Source organism: Aliidiomarina halalkaliphila (assembly GCF_007096385.1).
In the GTDB taxonomy this organism is placed as follows: Bacteria; Pseudomonadota; Gammaproteobacteria; order Enterobacterales; family Alteromonadaceae; genus Aliidiomarina; species Aliidiomarina halalkaliphila.
This window is the reverse complement of sequence record NZ_VJWL01000004.1, coordinates 169114-187925: the sequence shown is the minus strand read 5'-3', so window position 1 is coordinate 187925 and position 18812 is coordinate 169114. Positions and strand designations below refer to the sequence as shown.

The window sequence follows — 18812 nt, the reverse complement described above, 5'->3', positions numbered from 1 at the left end:
TAAAAACTATGGCCACTGAACAACGAATTACACTCGCAATTACTGGCGCTTCTGGCGCACCTTATGCGTTGCGCCTGCTGGAATGTTTGTTGGCACAACAGCAGCAGGTGTCGTTATTAATTTCAAGCGCCGCTCGCGTTGTTTTTGCAACAGAAGAGCAACTAAAACTGCCTGGTTCACCGGAAGGTATTCAGACCTATTTTTGCGAACGCTTTAATGTCACTCCTGAACAGTTACGGGTGTATGGGAAAGAAGAGTGGTTCTCGCCGGTTGCCTCAGGATCAGCGGCACCTAAGCGCATGGTGATTTGTCCGTGCTCCACCGGCACCTTGTCGGCCATCGCAACGGGCGCGAGTGATAACTTGATTGAGCGTGCCGCGGATGTGGTACTCAAAGAGCGCGGTCAGCTGATTTTGGTTCCCCGGGAAATGCCGCTGCATGCTATCCATTTGGAACACATGCTCAATTTGTCGCGCTTAGGCGCCACCATTATGCCTGCCGCGCCAGGCTTTTATCATGAACCTAAGCAGATTTCAGATCTGGTGGATTTTGTAGTGGCCCGCATTCTCGATCATTTGGGATTAGATCAAAACATCATGCAGCGTTGGGGCTACGAGCCCACGAAGCCTACCTCCTAGGCGTGGGCGAAATATAACTATTTGGAGTGGTCTAGTTAATGACAAACGCATTAGAAATCAAAGGGCTAAGAAAAACTTATCGGGGTGGATTTGAAGCCCTGAAAGGTGTCGATCTTGTGGTTCAAGAAGGTGATTTTTACGCCTTGCTCGGCCCAAATGGAGCAGGTAAATCAACCACTATCGGGATTATTTCGTCGTTGGTAAACAAAACAGCGGGCGATGTAAAAGTGTTCGGTTTTGATTTGGATACACAAATCAACGAGGTTAAACAGCATATTGGCCTGGTGCCGCAAGAGTTTAACTTTAACCAATTTGAAACCGTGCTACAGATCGTGGTGAACCAAGCAGGTTACTACGGTGTGCCGCGGGATCTGGCTAAACAACGGGCAGAAAAATATCTGAACCAGTTGGGTTTGTGGGAAAAGCGTAATGATCGGGCCCGCACCCTTTCCGGTGGTATGAAGCGGCGCTTGATGATAGCGCGCGCGTTGTTGCATGAGCCAAAACTACTCATTCTTGATGAGCCCACCGCTGGGGTTGATATCGAATTGCGTCGCTCCATGTGGGATTTTCTGACGCGCATTAATAAGCAAGGGGTGACCATTATCTTAACCACCCACTATTTAGAAGAGGCCGAAGTGCTGTGTCGGAATATCGGGATTATCGATAAAGGCTTAATTATCGAAAACACCACCATGAAGCGCCTACTGAGCCAGTTAAACATTGAAACCTTTGTGCTTGATTTAGCGCCTTCCGAAGTGCCACCGCGTGTCACGAGTGCCGAAGCCCGGGTGATCGATGATCATACGTTGGAAGTCGATGTGGTGAAGTCGGCAGGATTGAATTCAGTCTTTAATGAGCTTTCCGAGCAAGGCATTAAGGTGCTGTCGATGCGCAATAAAGCCAACCGCCTAGAAGAACTGTTTGTCACCCTTGTTGAGCAAGGTCGTAAGCCCAAGGAGACTGTGTAAGCATGCAAAATCCAATTCATTTCACTGCGCTGAAAACCATCTGGATCAAGGAATGCACGCGCTTTTTGCGTATTTGGGTGCAAACGCTGGTACCCCCTGCGATCACCATGAGTCTCTATTTCATTATTTTCGGTAGCCTGATCGGCAGCCGCATTGGTGAGATGGGTGGTGTTAGCTATATGGAGTTTATTGTTCCTGGCTTGATCATGATGTCAGTGATTACCAATGCTTACTCGAATGTAGCATCTAGTTTCTTTAGCGCGAAATTTCAGCGCAATCTCGAAGAAATGTTAGTCGCGCCGGTGTCAAATATCACCATTATTCTGGGATACGTGGGTGGCGGCGTTGCCCGTGCATTGTTGGTAGCAATTATTGTCACCTTGGTGTCGGGATTCTTCGTGGAGTTATCCATTCAAAACTTCGGCATGATTGTGATTACCGTGGTGTTGACCGCAACATTGTTTGCTTTGGGTGGTTTGCTCAACGCCATGTTCGCGAAAACCTTCGATGATATTTCCATTATTCCGACCTTTATTTTAACGCCTCTCACTTATTTGGGCGGGGTGTTTTACTCGATTACCTTGCTCCCTGATTTTTGGCAGTCGGTGTCACAGTTCAACCCTATCATTTATATGGTGAACGGATTCCGCTATGGCTTTATTGGTGTGTCTGATATCGCTCCTGAAACTGCGTTAGGCGTGTTGTTGGTGTTTAATATTGGCTTCTTTGTGTTGGCCTGGTGGTTATTGAAACGAGGTACGGGAACCCGCACCTAATGAGCGAACAATTATCTCGGGCGATTACTTCAAATCAGTTAGGGCCACATCCTGATGTGCCTAGCTTGGTGGCGCGCTATTGGCAGCATCCATTTCAAAAGCCCATCGCCGAACACAGCGCCGCCGCTTTTTCTGAGGTGGCGCCGATTGTGGCCGAATTTACTGGCCCGCTGATCTTGGATGCCTGTTGTGGAGTAGGTGAAAGCACCGCGACCCTTGCCCGTCGATACCCCGACGCACTTATTGTCGGGGTGGATAAATCGGCTCATCGCCTTGGAAAGCATGTGGCCCATAGTGGGTCTCAGGAACAGGGACAATATGTCTTGGTCCGGGCTGATCTCAATGACTTTTGGCGCTTGGCACATAACGAAAGCTGGCAACCCAGTCATCAGTTTTTGCTCTACCCGAACCCATGGCCAAAGAAAAAACATGTGGGTCGTCGCTGGCACGCGAGCCCAGTGTTTCCCCACATGGTGAAATTGGGTGGCCAGTTTGAGTTGCGTAGCAATTGGTCACTCTATCTTCAGGAAATGAATTTGGCGCTTGCGACCTTGAATGTGGATAGCAGTATGGCGCAGCTCTCCAATGAGCTATCACCTATAACGCCATTTGAGCGAAAGTATCAAGCGAGCGGGCAAGCCCTGTGGCGATTACGCGCGCACCTCGAGCAACCAAACGTGGTGGATCAAACACAGCTATTGGCGCTGAGAAAACTAGCAGAAGCAACGGCGGATATGCTAAAGTCCTCGGCTCGCAAAAATGAGGCCAGGAGATGAGTGTGGGGCCTAAAGTCACCGCAAAAGTAAGTATGGAGTCGCTGTTTCGGATCTTTACCGTTCCTGAGGCACCGGATTCGACACTAGGGCGCATTGAACAACATCTGTCAGAGAATCTTGAGGATTTTCTGTCGTCTCATATTGTTGCGCAAGAACGCCCATTGTATGAAATCGAACAGGATTTCGGATTGAGCCAGATTCCGGAACAGCCTGAGTTTGTGTCTGATCATACTGAAAAATTGCTGCAAACATTGGTGGCTCAATCGGTTCATACCGCCTCGCCTCGATTCATCGGTCACATGACATCGGCATTACCCTATTTTCTGCTTCCCCTAGCCAAGTTGATGGTTGGTTTAAACCAAAACTTGGTGAAGATCGAGACTTCGAAAGCCTTTACGCCTTTAGAACGTCAAGTGCTCGGTATGATGCACCATCTGGTGTATGGGGAGAATGATGCGTTCTATCAACGTTGGATGCACAACGCGGATCACTCATTAGGGGCGTTCTGCTCTGGCGGTACCGTAGCGAATATCACGGCACTTTGGGTAGCACGTAACAATCTGCTGGCGCCTTCTGACTCATTTGCAGGCGTCGCTGCAGAAGGGCTTCCTGCGGGTCTGAGTTACTACGGTTATAGTCGGCTGGTGGTGTTAGTGTCTGAGCGTGGACACTATTCACTGAGCAAAGCCGCCGATGTACTGGGTATTGGCCGTAAAAACATTGTTGCCGTACCCACCGACGAGAATAACCGCATCCAAATCGATGCGCTGCGCGATATCGCGCGGGAAGTGACCGAATCCGGTGGCCGCGTCATGGCTATTGTTGGTATCGCCGGCACCACAGAAACCGGTCATATCGATCCCTTAGATGAAATGGCCGCTATTGCCCAATCCTTCGAGGCTCATTTTCACGTAGACGCCGCGTGGGGTGGTGCAACTTTGATGTCGGATACCCATCGCGCGCTGCTACGCGGTATCGAGCTAGCCGATAGTGTTACCATTGATGCCCACAAACAAATGTATGTGCCTATGGGGGCCGGGATGGTGTTGTTTAAAGACCCAGCCCTTGTGAATGCAATTGAACATCATGCTGAATATGTGATCCGTCGGGGCTCCAAAGATTTGGGGAGTCACACCATGGAAGGCTCACGCCCAGGTATGGCAATGCTGGTGTATTCTGCATTGCACGTGATGGGGCGCAAAGGCTATGAGTTATTGATTAATACCAGCATTGAAAAAGCGAAGTTCTTTGCGGATTTGATCGATCGCCAAGCTGATTTCGAAGTGGTGACTCAGCCAGAGCTATGCTTGCTAACCTATCGTTATATTCCGGCGTCATTAAAGCGCCGCTTGCGGGCTGCCAGCCCAGAGCAGATCGCCCAAGTTACGCCAAGCTTAAACGTACTTACCAAGTATATTCAAAAAACTCAGCGTGAAAATGGGCGCTCGTTTGTATCGCGGACCAAATTAACGCCGGCACAATATCACCGGGAGCCCACGTTGGTGTTTCGCAGTGTGTTAGCCAATCCATTAACCACGGAAGCTATGCTTCGCGATATTATCGAAGAGCAACGTGACATTGCTGAGGGTGCGCCAGGTTTATTACAGCGCGTGATGGATGCAGCGACAGAGGCTGGTTTATAACACCAGCCTTATCTTTAAGCTCAGCCTTATGGGGCGCGAGACACTTCAAGATTATCAATCAATCGGGTTTTACCTAGATAAGCAGCCACCAGAATGACGAGGGCTTGGTCGCTTGTCTCGGGTATCTGCAAATCCGCTTGGCGCCGGATACTAAGGTAGTCGGGAGTAAAGCCCGCTTCCGCCAGCATACGCTGTCCTTCGTGCTCGAGTGCGCTTGGTTCACTTCCTGCTTTCAGCCCTTGGGCAATCCACTGCATGACCTGATATATTTGCGTGGCTTGGGATCGCTCGCCCGCCGACAAATAACCATTGCGTGAACTCAGGGCGAGCCCGTCCGCGGCGCGTTCCGTCTCTACCCCATGAATCTCCACAGGCAACGATAAATCTTGAGTCATCAGGCGAATAACCATGAGCTGCTGGTAGTCTTTCTTACCGAACACCGCATACTCGGGCTGCACCATATTGAATAGCTTACAGACAATAGTGGCGACACCACGGAAATGACCGGGTCGAGAGGCACCGCAGAGAATATCGCCGATTCCCGGAACTTCCACATAGGTTTGCTGTTCTAGGCCATTGGGATAGATCATGGATGCTGTGGGAGTAAATATCAGGTCGGCGCCACGGGCGCGGAGTGCTTCGCAGTCGGCGGCGAGTGTGCGCGGGTATTTATCCAGATCTTCGTTGGCAGAAAATTGCATTGGATTTACGAAGATACTGACGACCACGCGATCTGCGAGCTGATGGGCATGATCCACCAAGCGCAAATGGCCTTCATGCAGGTTCCCCATGGTGGGTACGAAGGCCACGGTTTCACCGGCACTAGCCCATTCTTGTCGTATTGTGCGAAGCTCGCTTAACTGCTCAATGTGCTGCATGGTTATGTCTTATTCAAAGGTGTGCTCTGGCCCTGGGAAGGTGCCGGCTTTCACTTCGTCGACATAAGCGCGGAACGCCGCTTCAAGGCTATCGCGCCCAGCGAGGAAGTTCTTGGTAAATTTCGGTAAGTAGTCAGCGTTCAGGCCAAGCATATCGTGCATGACCAGGATTTGACCGTCGGTATCTGCACCCGCACCAATACCAATTACTGGGATAGTCAGCGCTTGCGACACGCGCTTACCCAAAGCCGCTGGAATGCATTCCACGACTAAGAGTTGAGCCCCTGCCTTTTCGAGGGCTTGGGCGCTGGCAATGAGGCGATCCGCCGCTTCGGCTTCGCGCCCTTGTATCTTATAACCGCCGAGTACGTTTACCGACTGCGGCAACAGACCTAAGTGAGCGCATACGGGAATCCCTTGGCGAGTGAGTGCCTCAACTGTGGGCACTAACCATTCGTCACCTTCAAGCTTGACCATATTGGCACCAGCACGCATCAGTTCTGCGGCATGTTCGCAGGCACTGAAGGGTTCTGGGTAGGTCATAAAGGGCATATCCGCGATGACAAATGCATCCGGAGCACCCGTGCGAACACAGCGGGTGTGGTAAGCCACGTCGTCAGTAGTTACAGGAAGTGTCGAGTCGAGGCCTTGTAACACCATGCCTAAGGAGTCACCCACAAGCATGACATCCACGTCACAGGCAGCAATGAGCTTGGCGAAAGTCGCATCGTAGGCGGTCAAGGCGGTGATCTTCTCGCCCTTTTGCTTTTTCTTAATGAGTCCAGCTGTACGGATACGGCTCATAATCAGCTCCCGTTGACGGTAAAGTTAAGGATGTTCAGCGGGGGGTGGCGCAATCCGCTGCAATCCGTTCTGAGAAATCGACTGTGCCAACGACTTTACTGAGTTTCCTGAGGGTAAATCAAGATCTGGCGCTATTTCTGCGAGCGGAACTACTACAAATTCTCGAAGTTCTAATCCGCTGTGGGGCACGGTAAGGCGCGGTAACGACAGGCGTTGGTCGCCATAAAGCAAAATATCGATATCTAAGGTGCGAGCGCCCCAGCGTTGCCCGCGTACACGCCCGTAATCCTGTTCTAAGCCCTGCAAAGCATCAAGCAATGCGATAGGCGGAAGATCTGTATTAAAGCGCGCCACGGCGTTTACATAATCAGGCTGATCTTGCGGTCCCATCGGCTTGCTGGCATATAGCGATGAGCTTACAAGATCATCGACAAAATCTGCTTGGCGTAAGTCATTGAGTACCGCCGACAGGGTTTGTGCAGGGTTACCGAGGTTTGCGCCTAAGCCAACATACACCTTAACCATCAGTTTTTTTGCGTCGTGGACGACGCCCTCGGCGAGGTCCTGCGCGGCGCCGAGGACCACTTGTGGTATCGGCATCTGGCACGGGGTTTTTCTTCTGGAATTGTGTCCAGAAGTCACCTAGCTCTTGCAGCTCAGGGTTACTTTCAACTTTAGCTCGTAGTAACAAGAAATCGTAACCCGCGCGGAACTTCGGATGAGAAAGTAAACGAATAGCTCGGCGTGGGTGTGTTTGACGCAATCGGAGTTGCAGCATCCAAATATCGCGCATCGGCAAACTAAAACGCTTGGGAATGGCGATACTGCGCGCTTGTCGCCCCACCACATCTGCGGCAGAGATAGCAAAAGCATCAAACTCGGCTAAACCGCCTTCGGCCATAATTTCTTCTGCATGAGCTTGCATCGGGTACCACAAGAGTGCAGCAAACAGATATGCAGGGTTCACCCCTTTCTCTGCCCGCAAGCGCGCGTCGGTGTCGGCAAACACTTGCTGCGCCATGCGGTATTCCATACTTTCTGAGTTTTTCAATGCTGAGCGCAACAACGGGAACATCCGCGTAAAGAGCCCATAATGGTGCAGTTGTTCGAAGTTGGCCTCAGCGCGATCATTTAAGAAGAGCTTGAGAAATTCTTCGAATAGGCGTGCCGGAGGGATATGGTCGAGTAACGACGCCAACTGATGAATAGGCGCTGCCGTTTGCGGCTCAATCCGCAAACCAAGCTTGGTGGCAAAACGCACCGCGCGTAACATGCGAACCGGATCTTCTCGGTAACGCTGTTCCGGGTCGCCAATTAATCGCAATAAGCCTTGTTCTAAATCGGCAATACCATTGGCGAAATCATAGATGGCGAAATCAGCAATGGAGTAATACAAAGCATTCACTGTGAAGTCGCGGCGTTCCGCATCTTCCTCAATGGTGCCATACACGTTGTCGCGTAACAGCAAGCCGTGATCGCTTTGCTTGGAGGTGTTCTCTTTGCTCTTTTCGCTGCTCTTCTCTTCTGGTTGCTCTTCTTCTTCCGGATGGTGGCCGCGGAAGGTGGCTACTTCGATAACATCGCGCCCATATACGATATGGGCTAGTCGGAAGCGACGCCCAATCAATCGGCAGTTGCGAAATAATCCTTTGATCTGCTCAGGACTGGCATTGGTGGCCACGTCGAAGTCTTTCGGAGTGACCCCTAATAGTAAATCGCGCACACAGCCGCCCACTAAATAGGCTTCAAAGCCTGATTTGTGGAGGCGATATAAAACCTTGAGAGCGTTCTCAGGGATGTCCTGACGCGAAATGGGGTGCTCAGAGCGCGGTATCACAATAGGTTTGGCTAATGTTCGTCCCCGGGCGTCTGCCTGTTTCTTCGGCAGGACTTTTTTCGCGAACGTTGCTAATCGCTTGATAATTGCCAGACTCCTTCTGCGTGCAGGCGGTGATCAAATAGGCGGCAATTTTAACCTAGTTTTCATGAAGTCGCTACGGGTGATTATGAGAGCTGTGAATCACTTACAGTGTATTTGCTGCCATTGCTCGGTTGCTGCCCGTAGAAGTGTATCAGTATTGTTGTAATCGCCTTCTTGGATCGCATGAAGGCCAAGGTAATGACAGGCACTGACGAGATTGGGTATCACTTGGTGATTATTGAGTGCAGGAGCATGGTTTTGCTTGCTGAGTTTTTGACCTTGTTCGTCCCGTACTAACGGCAAATGGGCCAAGTTCGGAAGTGCAACAGGATCGGCACTGAGTGTATTGAGCTGCTGCCAGAGCGTCATTTGCCAGCCACTGGCGACTAAGAGATCTTCGCCGCGCACAATGTGGGAGATTTCAGCATCGCGGTCATCGGTAACAACGGCAAGCTGGTAGGCCCATAGTTGATCCCGGCGGCGTAAAATAAAATCCTCCTTGGCCATGCTCAGTGCCAAGGGCACGCTACCATGAAAGCGGTCGTGCAATTCCGTGATGGGCTGTGTGTTGCGAAAACGAAGGGCGTAGCGACGGCTGCTTTGCATCACCTGTTGTTGTCGATTGCGACAAAAACCATCGTAGTGATCGCCCCGCTGTTTTATTTCCGCGCGAGTACAGTGACAGGCATAGACTAAGCCAGCATTTTGAAGCTGAGCAATAATGTCTTGATAACGAGCACTGTGCTGGCTTTGCCAACTCACGTCGCCATCCCAATGCAAACCATGAGCGTCTAATTGGCCTAAAATGGTATCAGCAGCGCCAGGAACTTCCCGAGGAGGGTCGATATCTTCGATACGCACAAACCAGAGCCCCTGTTGGGCTTTTGCATCGAGATAACTGCCGAGTGCCGCAACGAGGGATCCGGCATGAAGAGGGCCGGAGGGGCTGGGCGCGAATCGGCCGCGATAGCCCCGTGGCTTCATACTGTCAGCGAATGGCTGATGCATTGTGCATCAGGAACCTTTCATTTGCTTTTCGCGAATTTCCGCAAGGCTCTTACAGTCGATACAGAGATCGGCAGTCGGACGCGCTTCTAAGCGGCGAATACCGATTTCAATGCCGCAGGAATCGCAATAACCAAAATCATCACGTTCAATCGCTTCGAGTGTTTTCTCAATTTTTTTGATTAACTTACGCTCACGATCCCGTGTGCGTAACTCGATAGCGAATTCTTCTTCTTGCGCGGCACGGTCTACCGGGTCGGCGTAATTAGAAGCTTCTTCTTTTAAGTGCCCTACGGTCCGATCTACTTCTTCACGTAATTGCGCGCGCCAAGCTTCGAGTATGCGTTTAAAATGGGCGCGCTGGCGCTCATTCATATACTCTTCACCGTCCTTTTCTTGATAAGGCGCGAGTTCAGCTAGCGCCAAAACACCATGCGCTTTTCTTTCCTTGGTCGCATCAGTCATATCGTATTTCCTCCGAGAGGCAATTCACCCTTCCCACAAAAAAAGAGGGTATGTATATCAGAATAAAATTTCTTGCGCAATTTATGCACCCGGCGCTTTATATGGGCGATTACGCAAGGAATCAAGTGTTTTTCTTCAAGTCTGTGTGAGGATTAGCAATTTCTTCTGGCGAAAGATCGAAAAACAGCTCAATAATCTCCACTCCCGCCGCGAGGGCTTGCTCATAAAGCGCGGCATATTGATTGTCGATATGTACAGCAGGATGCACATTTTGGATCTCTGTGTGCAGCACAGCGTACACTAAAACCGCTCGATAACCTTGTGCTTTTACCTCAATCAGTTCACGTAAGTGCTTTTGTCCTCGGGTGGATACCGCATCGGGGAAGTACCCTTGACCGTTGTCGAGCAAGGTAACAGACTTCACTTCCACGTACGCGTCAGGCTCTTTGGCCGCGCTTTCGGTGAGGAGAAAATCCACGCGCGATCCTTCGCCATATTTTACTTCCGGGCGCACGCAGGCATAACTGACTAACTGCGGAATACACTGTTGGCGCAGCGCTTCTCCTACGAGGGTATTGGCTCGGCCAGTGTTCACGCAAATCATGGCACCAGAAGGCAATTCCGTTAATTCCCAAGTATGTGGGTATTTACGCTTGGTATTATCGGATGTGCTATACCAAACAATGCTGCCGGGCTCCGCACAACCGGTCATCGCGCCAGTATTTGGGCAGTGGATGGTGATAAGCTTACCGTCGCTCGTTTCGATATCAGCAAGGAAACGTTTGTATCTTCGGTGTAGAATACCCCGTTGAAGGGGAGGCTGAAATTGCATCCGTAAGTGCTTTCCCGTTACAGTAATTAAACGCCGTGGTGAAACTGTCCGCGCGAATCGCGGATTAAAATCGCCCATCAACATACGTAAAGAGGAATATCATGTCCAGTGCAGTCAAGGTATACCTAACCGAGCAACCGGCCCCAGCTTCCTACAAGGGCTCGACTCGGCACTATCTGAAAGACGGCGCCATGCAGGTTGTGGTGCAAAAAGACGAGGCCACGTTGCTGCGTACCGTGCAACAAGCCGGTCGTAAGCTTGATCAACTGGGTTTCACGCAGATCGAGCCAGCAGGTGACGGTTGGTCACGCGACCGCCAATGGGCGCTGGCGCAGGGATTCACCGATACAATGAACACCAATCAGGTGAATTTCGTAGGTGCGGATAAAGAAACATTAGCGATCCTAGACGACGCATTTCGGTGGAGCAGAGAGCTGATTAATTTACCGTCGTCTGAAATTTATCCAGAATCGTTATCTGAGCGCGTTGCGGAAAAACTGAAGCAAGCGGGCGGTGATGCCGTATCGTGGAATATCGTAGCGGGTGACGATCTTGTGAAAGATGGCCGCATGGGAATTCACACGGTAGGGCGTGCGAGCGCGCGGGTACCTGCGTTACTTGAGCTTGATTATAACCCCACCGGCGACGCTAATGCGCCAGTGGCTTATGCGCTGATCGGCAAAGGCATCACTTTCGATACGGGTGGTTATAGCATCAAAAGCAACGAAGGTATGGTGGCCATGAAGTGTGATATGGGTGGTGCCGCCACTGTTGCAGGTGCGTTACTTGTAGCCATTCGTCAAGGACTCAAGCAACGGGTGAAATTATTACTCTGCTGTGCCGAGAATATGATCGACGGGACCGCTTACAAAAACGGCGATATCATTACCTATAAAGATGGTCAGCGCGTCGAGATCGTGAATACTGACGCGGAAGGCCGCTTAGTATTGGCGGATGGTTTGATTCGTGCCGGTGAACTTGGCGCTCAGAAAATTATTGATGCTGCGACCTTAACAGGTGCCGCACAGGTGGCTGTGGGCACGGAATACAATGCGTTATTCAGTGTCGATGAAAGCGCCGCTCAAGGTGCTTTGCAGTCAGCAGCAGATGAGTCTGAGCCATTATGGCGTTTGCCATTGGCATCGTTCCACAAAGACAACTGCCCATCTGCATTTGCCGATACTGCGAATAGTCGTCCGATTAAGGGTGGCGGTGCTGGCGGTGCCAGTAACGCAGCTGGCTTCTTGTTGCGTTTTGCGCCAAACAACGGTGCCGGATGGACCCATTTTGACCTCGCCGGAGCGTACCAAACACAGGCCAATGCCCTTTGGGCAGCAGGCGCGACTGGTTTGGGTATTCGCTCCATCGCTCGAATGATGTTAGCGAATCGTTAAGTACGGCTTTTAACGTGGCATAGAGCCACTGCAAAGGTCAGGTAAAAAAGCCGTTGGACCAGTGCGGACCAACGGCTTTTTTGTGGCATTATAGACGGTATGAATCTGGCCAATCTTCCTGTCATAGAACTACTCCCTCGGGTGCAAAGGGCACTGCCGAGTGCTGTGGTTGTGCTGCAAGCGCCTCCCGGTGCCGGGAAATCAACGGCCTTGCCCTATGCGTTGCTCACCGCAGCGCAATCCAATGGTTTGATAATCTTGGTACAGCCTCGACGTGTTGCCGCCTTAAGTATTGCGCGCTATCTAAGCAGCATGATGGGTGAATCTCCGGGGCAAAGTGTGGGGTACTGGGTGCGCCAAGAGCGGAAATCCAGCGCAAGCACCAAGTTGCTGGTTGTCACCGACGGTATGTTTACCCAAATGATTCAGCACGATCCTTTGCTTTCTGGCATTGATCTGGTGATTTTCGATGAGTTTCATGAACGTAATTTACATTGTGATCTCGGTCTGGCATTTGCCCTGGAAACGCGGGAGTTACGTCCAGACTTAGGTGTGCTGATCATGTCGGCCACAATTCCAGCGCAAGCATTAGGGCAGTGGCTCGAGAGCCTAGGCCATCACACCGAAGTATTACAAAGCGAAGGGAGAAGTTTTCCCGTGGATCTATTTTACCGGCCGCCACGGCAACTCGATCGCTGGCTAGATGCGATCCCATCGGTTATTCAGGAAGCCTGCATGCATGCGCAGCAGGGTATCTTGGTGTTTCTTCCGGGAATGCGGGAAATTCGGCGAGTTCGAGAGCACTTGCGACTCGACGGTGGATGGCAGGTGATGGAGCTGCACGGGCGATTATCATTAGCAGAGCAACAACGGGTACTCACTCCTCTTGACGAGCCTGGGCAGCGCAAGCTGGTGCTAGCCACAAACTTGGCTGAAACCAGTGTGACCATTCCCGATATTGACGTGGTGGTTGATAGCGGGCGTGAACGTCAGGCACGCTATGTGGAGCGCTATCTACAAACCCAACTCGTTACCCGAATGATTCCTATTGCCTCAGCAGAGCAGCGCGCAGGCCGCGCCGGACGAGTCCGGGCGGGGCGCTGTTATCGGCTATGGAGCGAGAGCCAGCAGCAAGGCTTTGCTAAGTTCTCAGAACCGGCATTGGCCACAGAGAACCTGGCGTCGACAGTGTTAGAGGCGGCAGCTTGGGGAACCTCCCTGCCACAACTTTCATGGTTTACACCGCCCGCAAATACGGCGGTGCAACGAGCACTGCAGCAGCTGCAGCGACTTGACTTAGTTGCGCGAACTGACAAGTCTGCAGATATCGGCAATAGCGTGCCTACGCTTACAGCAAAAGGAAAAGCAGTGCAGCAGCTTGGCACTGATTTACATGTGGGCTGTATGCTGCACTTTGCAATGATGACGAAGAATGAACAACTAATATCCCATGCTGCTTTGCTTGCCGCTCACTTAGATGAACAGGAGTGGCGACGTAACGATGAGCTGTCAGCAGGACTTGTTGAGCTGCTTCGCGATCAGAAAGGCTACCCGCGCACCCATCGGCGTTATCGTTATTGGTGCAAACGATTAGGGGTGCAATCACTTACAACTGTTGATCCGCGCGTTATGGTTGAACTCGGGCTGGCCTTGGAGCCTTACTGGCTGGCAAAACGAAGAGACTCTGGGGAGCAATACCAACTGGCGACCGGGGTTGCCGCAACCCTTCCCGCCGACTTTACGGAGCGACCAGAATGGCTCCTGGTTACCGGGATGACCTTGAGCGAAGGTCGCAGTGATGGGGTGATTCGCCAGGGAATAGCGGTGCCTTGGGCGCACATTTCGTCGCAATTGGATCGTTTGAGTCGAACTGAATCACGTTGGTTCTGGCGTGGACCACAGGGGCGTTTACGTCGGCAAATACAGCAAAAAATTGGCGCGATTTTGGTGTCGGAGACGGAAACGGATGCAGCCCCTTCGGCGGATGAGTTTAGCCACGCCTTGATGTCGGCCATGGTCTCGGATCCTGGCCCGGCACTCTTTAGCAAACCACCTGTAGAGCAGTTCTTGCGTCGGGTACAGCTCGCTGCAGAGCAGTTAGGTTGTCGTGCCGAAGACTGGCAAGCGCAAGCCCTGTTGGATAGTCTCCCGGAATGGGCGGCGCTGTATGTGCGCGATTGCCGAACCCTTGTGCAAGCACGGCAGTGGAATCCGTTGCCTGCACTGCAAGCGCGTTTGGGTTATCAAGAAACGAAAACGCTGGATAGGTTGCTACCCGATCGGTGGCAGGCACCCAGTGGTCGCTTCCACAACATTCATTACGATGAGCATGGCGCGGCTGTGGTGCGATTGAAACTACAAGAAGTGTTTGGAGAGCCAAGAACGCCGCGCATTCTTTCACAAACATTGCCGTTAACCTTTGAACTTTTATCCCCGGCAGGGCGTCCATTGCAGCGCACGCAAGATCTTGCGTCGTTTTGGCAAGACGGGTATCCGTTAGTGCGCAAAGAAATGCGCGGTCGCTATCCGAAGCACCCATGGCCCGAAGACCCGGTGCAAGCGATCGCTAGCCATAAAACCAAACGAGCACTGGAGCAATAGCAGGTATGCGTAAGTATTTTGGACTCTTGTTAAAACTCGCGTTGGTGGGTTGTGCGGTTCTGATTTTTTATGTGATTTACCTCGATTCCGTGGTGACCAAGCGTTTTACCGAAGCACGCTATGAAGCGCCGGCGTTATTGTACAGCCGCGCTCTTGAGTTGCGTCCGGATTATGGAATTCGCCGCGACGAAGTGGTACGTGAACTGGGCGCCCTTGATTATCGGGAAACCCGATATGCGCGCAATCCAGGAGAGTTTCAGCAGCAAGGTACGCAATTATTGTTGTTTCGCCGTGCGTTTGATTTTCCCGATCGCTATGAACACGGGCAACGCGTGCGCCTGACGTTTGATCAACAAGGCATGCTCTCGGATTTGGTGGCGTGGCCCAGTCAAGAGCCTGTCGATGCCATTCGCTTGGAACCGCAGCTGATTGGTCGGTTTGCGTCTGATAATAACGAGGACCGATTGTTAGTGGGGCTCGAGCAGGTACCGGTGTTGATGCAGCAAACCCTGCTCTTGGTTGAAGACCGGGAGTTTTATCATCACCGAGGCGTGCGCCCGAGTTCGATTTTACGTGCAGCGGTTGCCAATATCCGCGCTGGTCGCACGGTTCAGGGGGGCAGTACCATCACCCAACAGCTGGTAAAGAACATGTTCTTAACCATGGACCAGCATCTTACTCGAAAAATCAACGAAGCCATTATGGCTCTGAGCCTTGATTACCGATTCAGCAAAGATGAAATTCTCGAAGCCTACTTCAATGAGGTGTTTTTCGGTCAGGATCGGGGGCACGCTATTCATGGAGTGGGCTTAGGTAGCCAGTTCTATTTTGGCAAGGCGCCGGAAGATCTCACGCCCCCAGAAATCGCCCAGCTAATCGGCATGATTCGCGGGCCGAGTTTATATAACCCGTATCGTAATCCAGAGCGCGCACAAGATCGTCGAGATTTTGTACTGCGACTGATGTACAGCCATGATTTGATTAGCCAAACCCAATACTTGGCGGCACTGGAAGCTCCGGTGGTCACGCGCCAGAATTATCGTTTGGTTGCCCATAGCCGGCCCGATTATGTGGATCTCGTGCAGCAGGAGCTACGCCGCCTGATTCCGGGCAGAGCTTGGCAGGAAACCGGATTACGGGTGTTCACCTATTTTGACCCCTATTTGCAGGCACAAGCGCAACACGGCATGACCCAGCGTATGCAGGAGTTCCCCGACCAAGACATGCAAACTGCTGTGGTGATTAGTGATTACCGCGATGGCACAGTGCGTGCACTGATTGGCGGCAGAACGCCGGTAAATGCAGGTTTTAATCGCGCCTTCCAAGCTCGTCGGCAAATTGGCTCCTTAATGAAACCCTTGGTATATACATTGGCGTTGGAAGATTCCCAGAGGTATAGCCTTGGCAGCATTCTCTACGACGAGCCCCTGAGCATGCGCAATGAACGCGGTCAGTTGTGGGAGCCGAAGAATTTCGATGACGAATTCTTAGGGCCCGTATCCTTGCTGAAAAGTTGGGTAGATTCGCGCAATATTCCCGCCATTCAAGTGGCTCAAGAGATTGAACCGACGCGCCTGCGCGATCATTTGTATGGGTTAGGAATGACTGGATCGATTCACGCTTTCCCGTCACTGGCGCTAGGTACCATTGAGCTTTCTCCGTTGCAGGTGAATCATTTGTATTCCTATATTGCGAATCATGGCGTGGCTTATGCCCCCACCACTATTGCCGGAATTACCACCCACCGCGGTGATCATCTGTATGTACGGGAGCCGCGTGCGATCACCGGGTTCTCCCCGGAAGCGGCGTATCTAGCGCGCTATGCAAGTCACGGTGTAGTGCAAGAGGGCACGGGGCGCAGCATGCATCGCATTATGGGGCCTGAGGCGACCGGTGTAGGCGGCAAAACTGGCTCCACCAATGATTTACGGGATAGTTGGTTTGTGTCATTTGATGAACGATATGTAATGACCACATGGATGGGGCGTGACGACAATCAACCGATTGGATTAACCGGAAGTCGTGGTGCATTAATCACCGCTGCCACGATTTGGCGGGAAACCGGGGTTGTCCCACTGAATTTATCTATGCCTGAGGGCGTGGCTATGGGGCACTGGAATAAGTTTACTGGCACCTTGGTAGCCCCTGGATGTAACGATACTGTTCAGCTTCCAGGTATTGGGGTTAATGACCGAGAGTTAACGCCGTGCCGTGACGTGGACCCCGAGCAAGACGCGACACCAGAAGACCGCGAGAGACGGCCTTGGTGGCGTCGCGTGTTTGGCGATTAAATCGATACGCGCTTATATTCGCGGTATTCAGGCTTCCAGAAATTACCAGCGATGCGCTGTTCTAACACCGCGTCGGTAATTTCTAGGGCATGACCTTGCTCTTGCGCTACCTTGCCCACAGCAAAAGCAATTTTCTTGCTGAGCGTGGCGATTTGGGTAATCGCTGGCAGCAAATGCTCACTTTCGCCGTTGGCTAATGGCGAATACTGCGCCAATGTCTGGCTAGCGATCATTAGCATTTCTTCGGTGATGCGATTGGCTTTTACGGCAAGCACACCTAAACCAATTCCGGGGAAAATATAGCTATTGTTGCATTGTGCGATGGGGTAGGTTTTGCCTTGATACTGCACCGGGCTAAATGGAGAGCCGGTGGCAACGATAGCTTTCCCTTGGGTCCAGCGAATGACGTCAATGGGGGACGCTTCCACGCGCTTCGAGGGATTCGACAGTGGGAAAATAATGGGTTCCGGTGTGTAGGTCTGCATGGCGTGAACCACTTGCTCCGTAAACAAACCCGGCTGCCCAGATACACCGATGAGCACCGTTGGTTGTGCACAATGCATCACATCTAATAGCGATGGATAATCACCGCTAAATGTCCAATTCTGCAGCACCGCATTGGGTTGTACTAATTCTTGCTGAAAATCGCGTAAATCAGGCATGTTCTCTGATAACAGACCAAAACGATCCACCATATAAATTTGTGCTTTTGCTTGCGCGCGAGAGAGGCCTTCGGCACACATGTGCGAAATAATATGTTCGGCAATTCCACATCCTGCCGAACCAGCGCCAACAAACACAATGCGTTGTTCTGATAATTTCTGCCCTTTGGTTTTACAGGCAGCAAGCAGGGTGCCGGCCGTGACCGCTGCGGTGCCCTGAATATCGTCGTTGAAACAACAAATTTCGTCTTGATAACGCTTAAGAATTGGCATGGCCGTATGTTGGGCAAAGTCCTCGAACTGAATCATGGCATTGGGCCAGCGGCGCTTTACCGATTGAATAAAGGTATCGATAAATTCATCGTATTCGCTTCCGGTAATGCGTTTGTGTCGGGCGCCCATGTACATGGGGTCATTTAGCAGCTTCTCATTATTGGTGCCTACATCGAGCATTACTGGCAAGGTATAGGCTGGGCTAATACCGCCGCATGCGGTATATAAAGAAAGTTTCCCAATGGGGATCCCCATACCGCCAATGCCTTGGTCACCCAAGCCGAGGATGCGCTCTCCATCGGTGACTACAATTACTTTCACGTTGCGCTTGGTGGCATTGCGCAATATGTCGTCCATTTGATCCCGCTCTGCGTACGAGAGAAACAAGCCGCGAGAGCTCCGATAAATATCGGAGAATTTTTCACAGGCGTCGCCAACGGTAGGCGTATAGATAATCGGCATCATTTCTTCAAGGTGATCAGAGACTAAACGGTGAAACATGGTTTCGTTGTTGTCTTGGATGGCGCGCAGATAGATATGTTTGTTTAAGGTGGTATCAAAACTCTGGTATTGCATGTAGGCCCGCGAAACCTGTTCTTCGATGGTTTCGTAGCGGGGTGGCAATAGCCCAGTTAGATTAAACATAACGCGCTCGTCACGAGTAAACGCACTGCCTTTGTTCAACAAAGGGGTTTCCAGCAAGGAAGGCCCTGCATGGGGGATATACAATGGGGCTTTTTTCGGCACGTTACTCATGGACACTCCGTCAGTCAGTACTACAGCCTTTTTGCGAGCGCGACAGCTCCGCAAAAAAGAACACAACAAACATCAGTCGAAATGACCACCCTTAGCGTTCAGCAAGGGTGGTCTTCGGAACCGTAT

16 protein-coding genes are annotated in these 18812 nt (G+C 51.6%); 8 read left to right on the top strand and 8 right to left on the bottom strand.

All coding sequences use genetic code 11. The annotated features are described in order from the left end of the window. Positions 1 to 8 precede the first annotated feature (8 nt). From FM042_RS11025 to panP, 5 genes are read left to right on the top strand one after another with little or no spacing between them, the layout of a single operon-like run. Complete coding sequence (locus FM042_RS11025) at positions 9 to 638, top strand: flavin prenyltransferase UbiX (protein ID WP_143236501.1); 630 nt, start codon at positions 9 to 11, stop codon at positions 636 to 638. Between the two features lie 38 nt (positions 639 to 676). After that, a complete protein-coding gene (locus tag FM042_RS11020; RefSeq protein WP_143236500.1) occupies positions 677 to 1609 on the top strand; it encodes an ABC transporter ATP-binding protein in 933 nt (310 codons plus the stop codon). Between the two features lie 2 nt (positions 1610 to 1611). After that, a complete protein-coding gene (locus FM042_RS11015; RefSeq protein ID WP_143236499.1) occupies positions 1612 to 2385 on the top strand; it encodes an ABC transporter permease in 774 nt (257 codons plus the stop codon). Continuing rightward, complete coding sequence (gene trmB, locus FM042_RS11010) at positions 2385 to 3161, top strand: tRNA (guanine(46)-N(7))-methyltransferase TrmB (protein ID WP_143236498.1); 777 nt, start codon at positions 2385 to 2387, stop codon at positions 3159 to 3161. Before FM042_RS11015 ends, trmB begins: the two co-directional genes overlap by 1 nt. 2 nt (positions 3162 to 3163) lie before the next feature. Continuing rightward, a complete protein-coding gene (gene panP / locus FM042_RS11005; RefSeq protein ID WP_408608861.1) occupies positions 3164 to 4804 on the top strand; it encodes a pyridoxal-dependent aspartate 1-decarboxylase PanP in 1641 nt (546 codons plus the stop codon). A 26-nt stretch (positions 4805 to 4830) separates the two neighbouring features. On the opposite strand, the gene panC is transcribed toward panP, so the two are convergent. The 7 genes from panC to sfsA form a co-directional block, all read right to left on the bottom strand. Next, positions 4831 to 5682, bottom strand: a complete 852-nt coding sequence (gene panC / locus FM042_RS11000) for a pantoate--beta-alanine ligase (protein ID WP_143236496.1) — start codon at positions 5680 to 5682, stop codon at positions 4831 to 4833. Between the two features lie 9 nt (positions 5683 to 5691). Then, positions 5692 to 6486 carry a 3-methyl-2-oxobutanoate hydroxymethyltransferase gene (gene panB / locus FM042_RS10995; RefSeq protein WP_143236495.1) on the bottom strand — a complete coding sequence of 265 codons (795 nt, stop codon included), beginning with the start codon at positions 6484 to 6486 and terminating at the stop codon, positions 5692 to 5694. Between the two features lie 24 nt (positions 6487 to 6510). Further along, on the bottom strand, positions 6511 to 7011 hold the full coding sequence (gene folK, locus FM042_RS10990) for a 2-amino-4-hydroxy-6-hydroxymethyldihydropteridine diphosphokinase (RefSeq protein WP_143236494.1): 501 nt from the start codon (positions 7009 to 7011) through the stop codon (positions 6511 to 6513). After that, positions 7004 to 8320 (bottom strand): polynucleotide adenylyltransferase PcnB, encoded by a 1317-nt coding sequence (gene pcnB, locus FM042_RS10985; RefSeq protein ID WP_221931537.1) that lies wholly within the window; start codon positions 8318 to 8320, stop codon positions 7004 to 7006. Before pcnB ends, folK begins: the two co-directional genes overlap by 8 nt. 186 nt (positions 8321 to 8506) lie before the next feature. After that, positions 8507 to 9415, bottom strand: a complete 909-nt coding sequence (gene gluQRS / locus FM042_RS10980) for a tRNA glutamyl-Q(34) synthetase GluQRS (protein ID WP_143236492.1) — start codon at positions 9413 to 9415, stop codon at positions 8507 to 8509. A gap of 6 nt (positions 9416 to 9421) precedes the next feature. After that, complete coding sequence (gene dksA, locus FM042_RS10975; RefSeq protein ID WP_143236491.1) at positions 9422 to 9877, bottom strand: RNA polymerase-binding protein DksA; 456 nt, start codon at positions 9875 to 9877, stop codon at positions 9422 to 9424. Between the two features lie 121 nt (positions 9878 to 9998). Further along, positions 9999 to 10709, bottom strand: a complete 711-nt coding sequence (gene sfsA / locus FM042_RS10970; RefSeq protein ID WP_143236490.1) for a DNA/RNA nuclease SfsA — start codon at positions 10707 to 10709, stop codon at positions 9999 to 10001. 101 nt (positions 10710 to 10810) lie between these two features. Here sfsA and pepB point away from each other — a divergent pair, with 101 nt between their 5' ends. The 3 genes from pepB to mrcB all read left to right on the top strand — a co-directional run bounded on the left by pepB (position 10811) and on the right by mrcB (position 16995). Next, the gene (gene pepB, locus FM042_RS10965; protein WP_143236489.1) at positions 10811 to 12103 is read left to right on the top strand and encodes an aminopeptidase PepB; all 1293 of its coding nucleotides are present in this window, start codon (positions 10811 to 10813) and stop codon (positions 12101 to 12103) included. 99 nt (positions 12104 to 12202) lie between these two features. Then, the gene (hrpB, locus tag FM042_RS10960) at positions 12203 to 14704 is read left to right on the top strand and encodes an ATP-dependent helicase HrpB (protein ID WP_143236488.1); all 2502 of its coding nucleotides are present in this window, start codon (positions 12203 to 12205) and stop codon (positions 14702 to 14704) included. Between the two features lie 5 nt (positions 14705 to 14709). Then, positions 14710 to 16995 carry a penicillin-binding protein 1B gene (gene mrcB, locus FM042_RS10955; RefSeq protein WP_143236487.1) on the top strand — a complete coding sequence of 762 codons (2286 nt, stop codon included), beginning with the start codon at positions 14710 to 14712 and terminating at the stop codon, positions 16993 to 16995. On the opposite strand, the gene FM042_RS10950 is transcribed toward mrcB, so the two are convergent. Next, complete coding sequence (locus FM042_RS10950) at positions 16992 to 18686, bottom strand: NAD-dependent malic enzyme (RefSeq protein ID WP_143236486.1); 1695 nt, start codon at positions 18684 to 18686, stop codon at positions 16992 to 16994. The genes mrcB and FM042_RS10950 overlap by 4 nt on opposite strands. Positions 18687 to 18812: the final 126 nt, after the last annotated feature.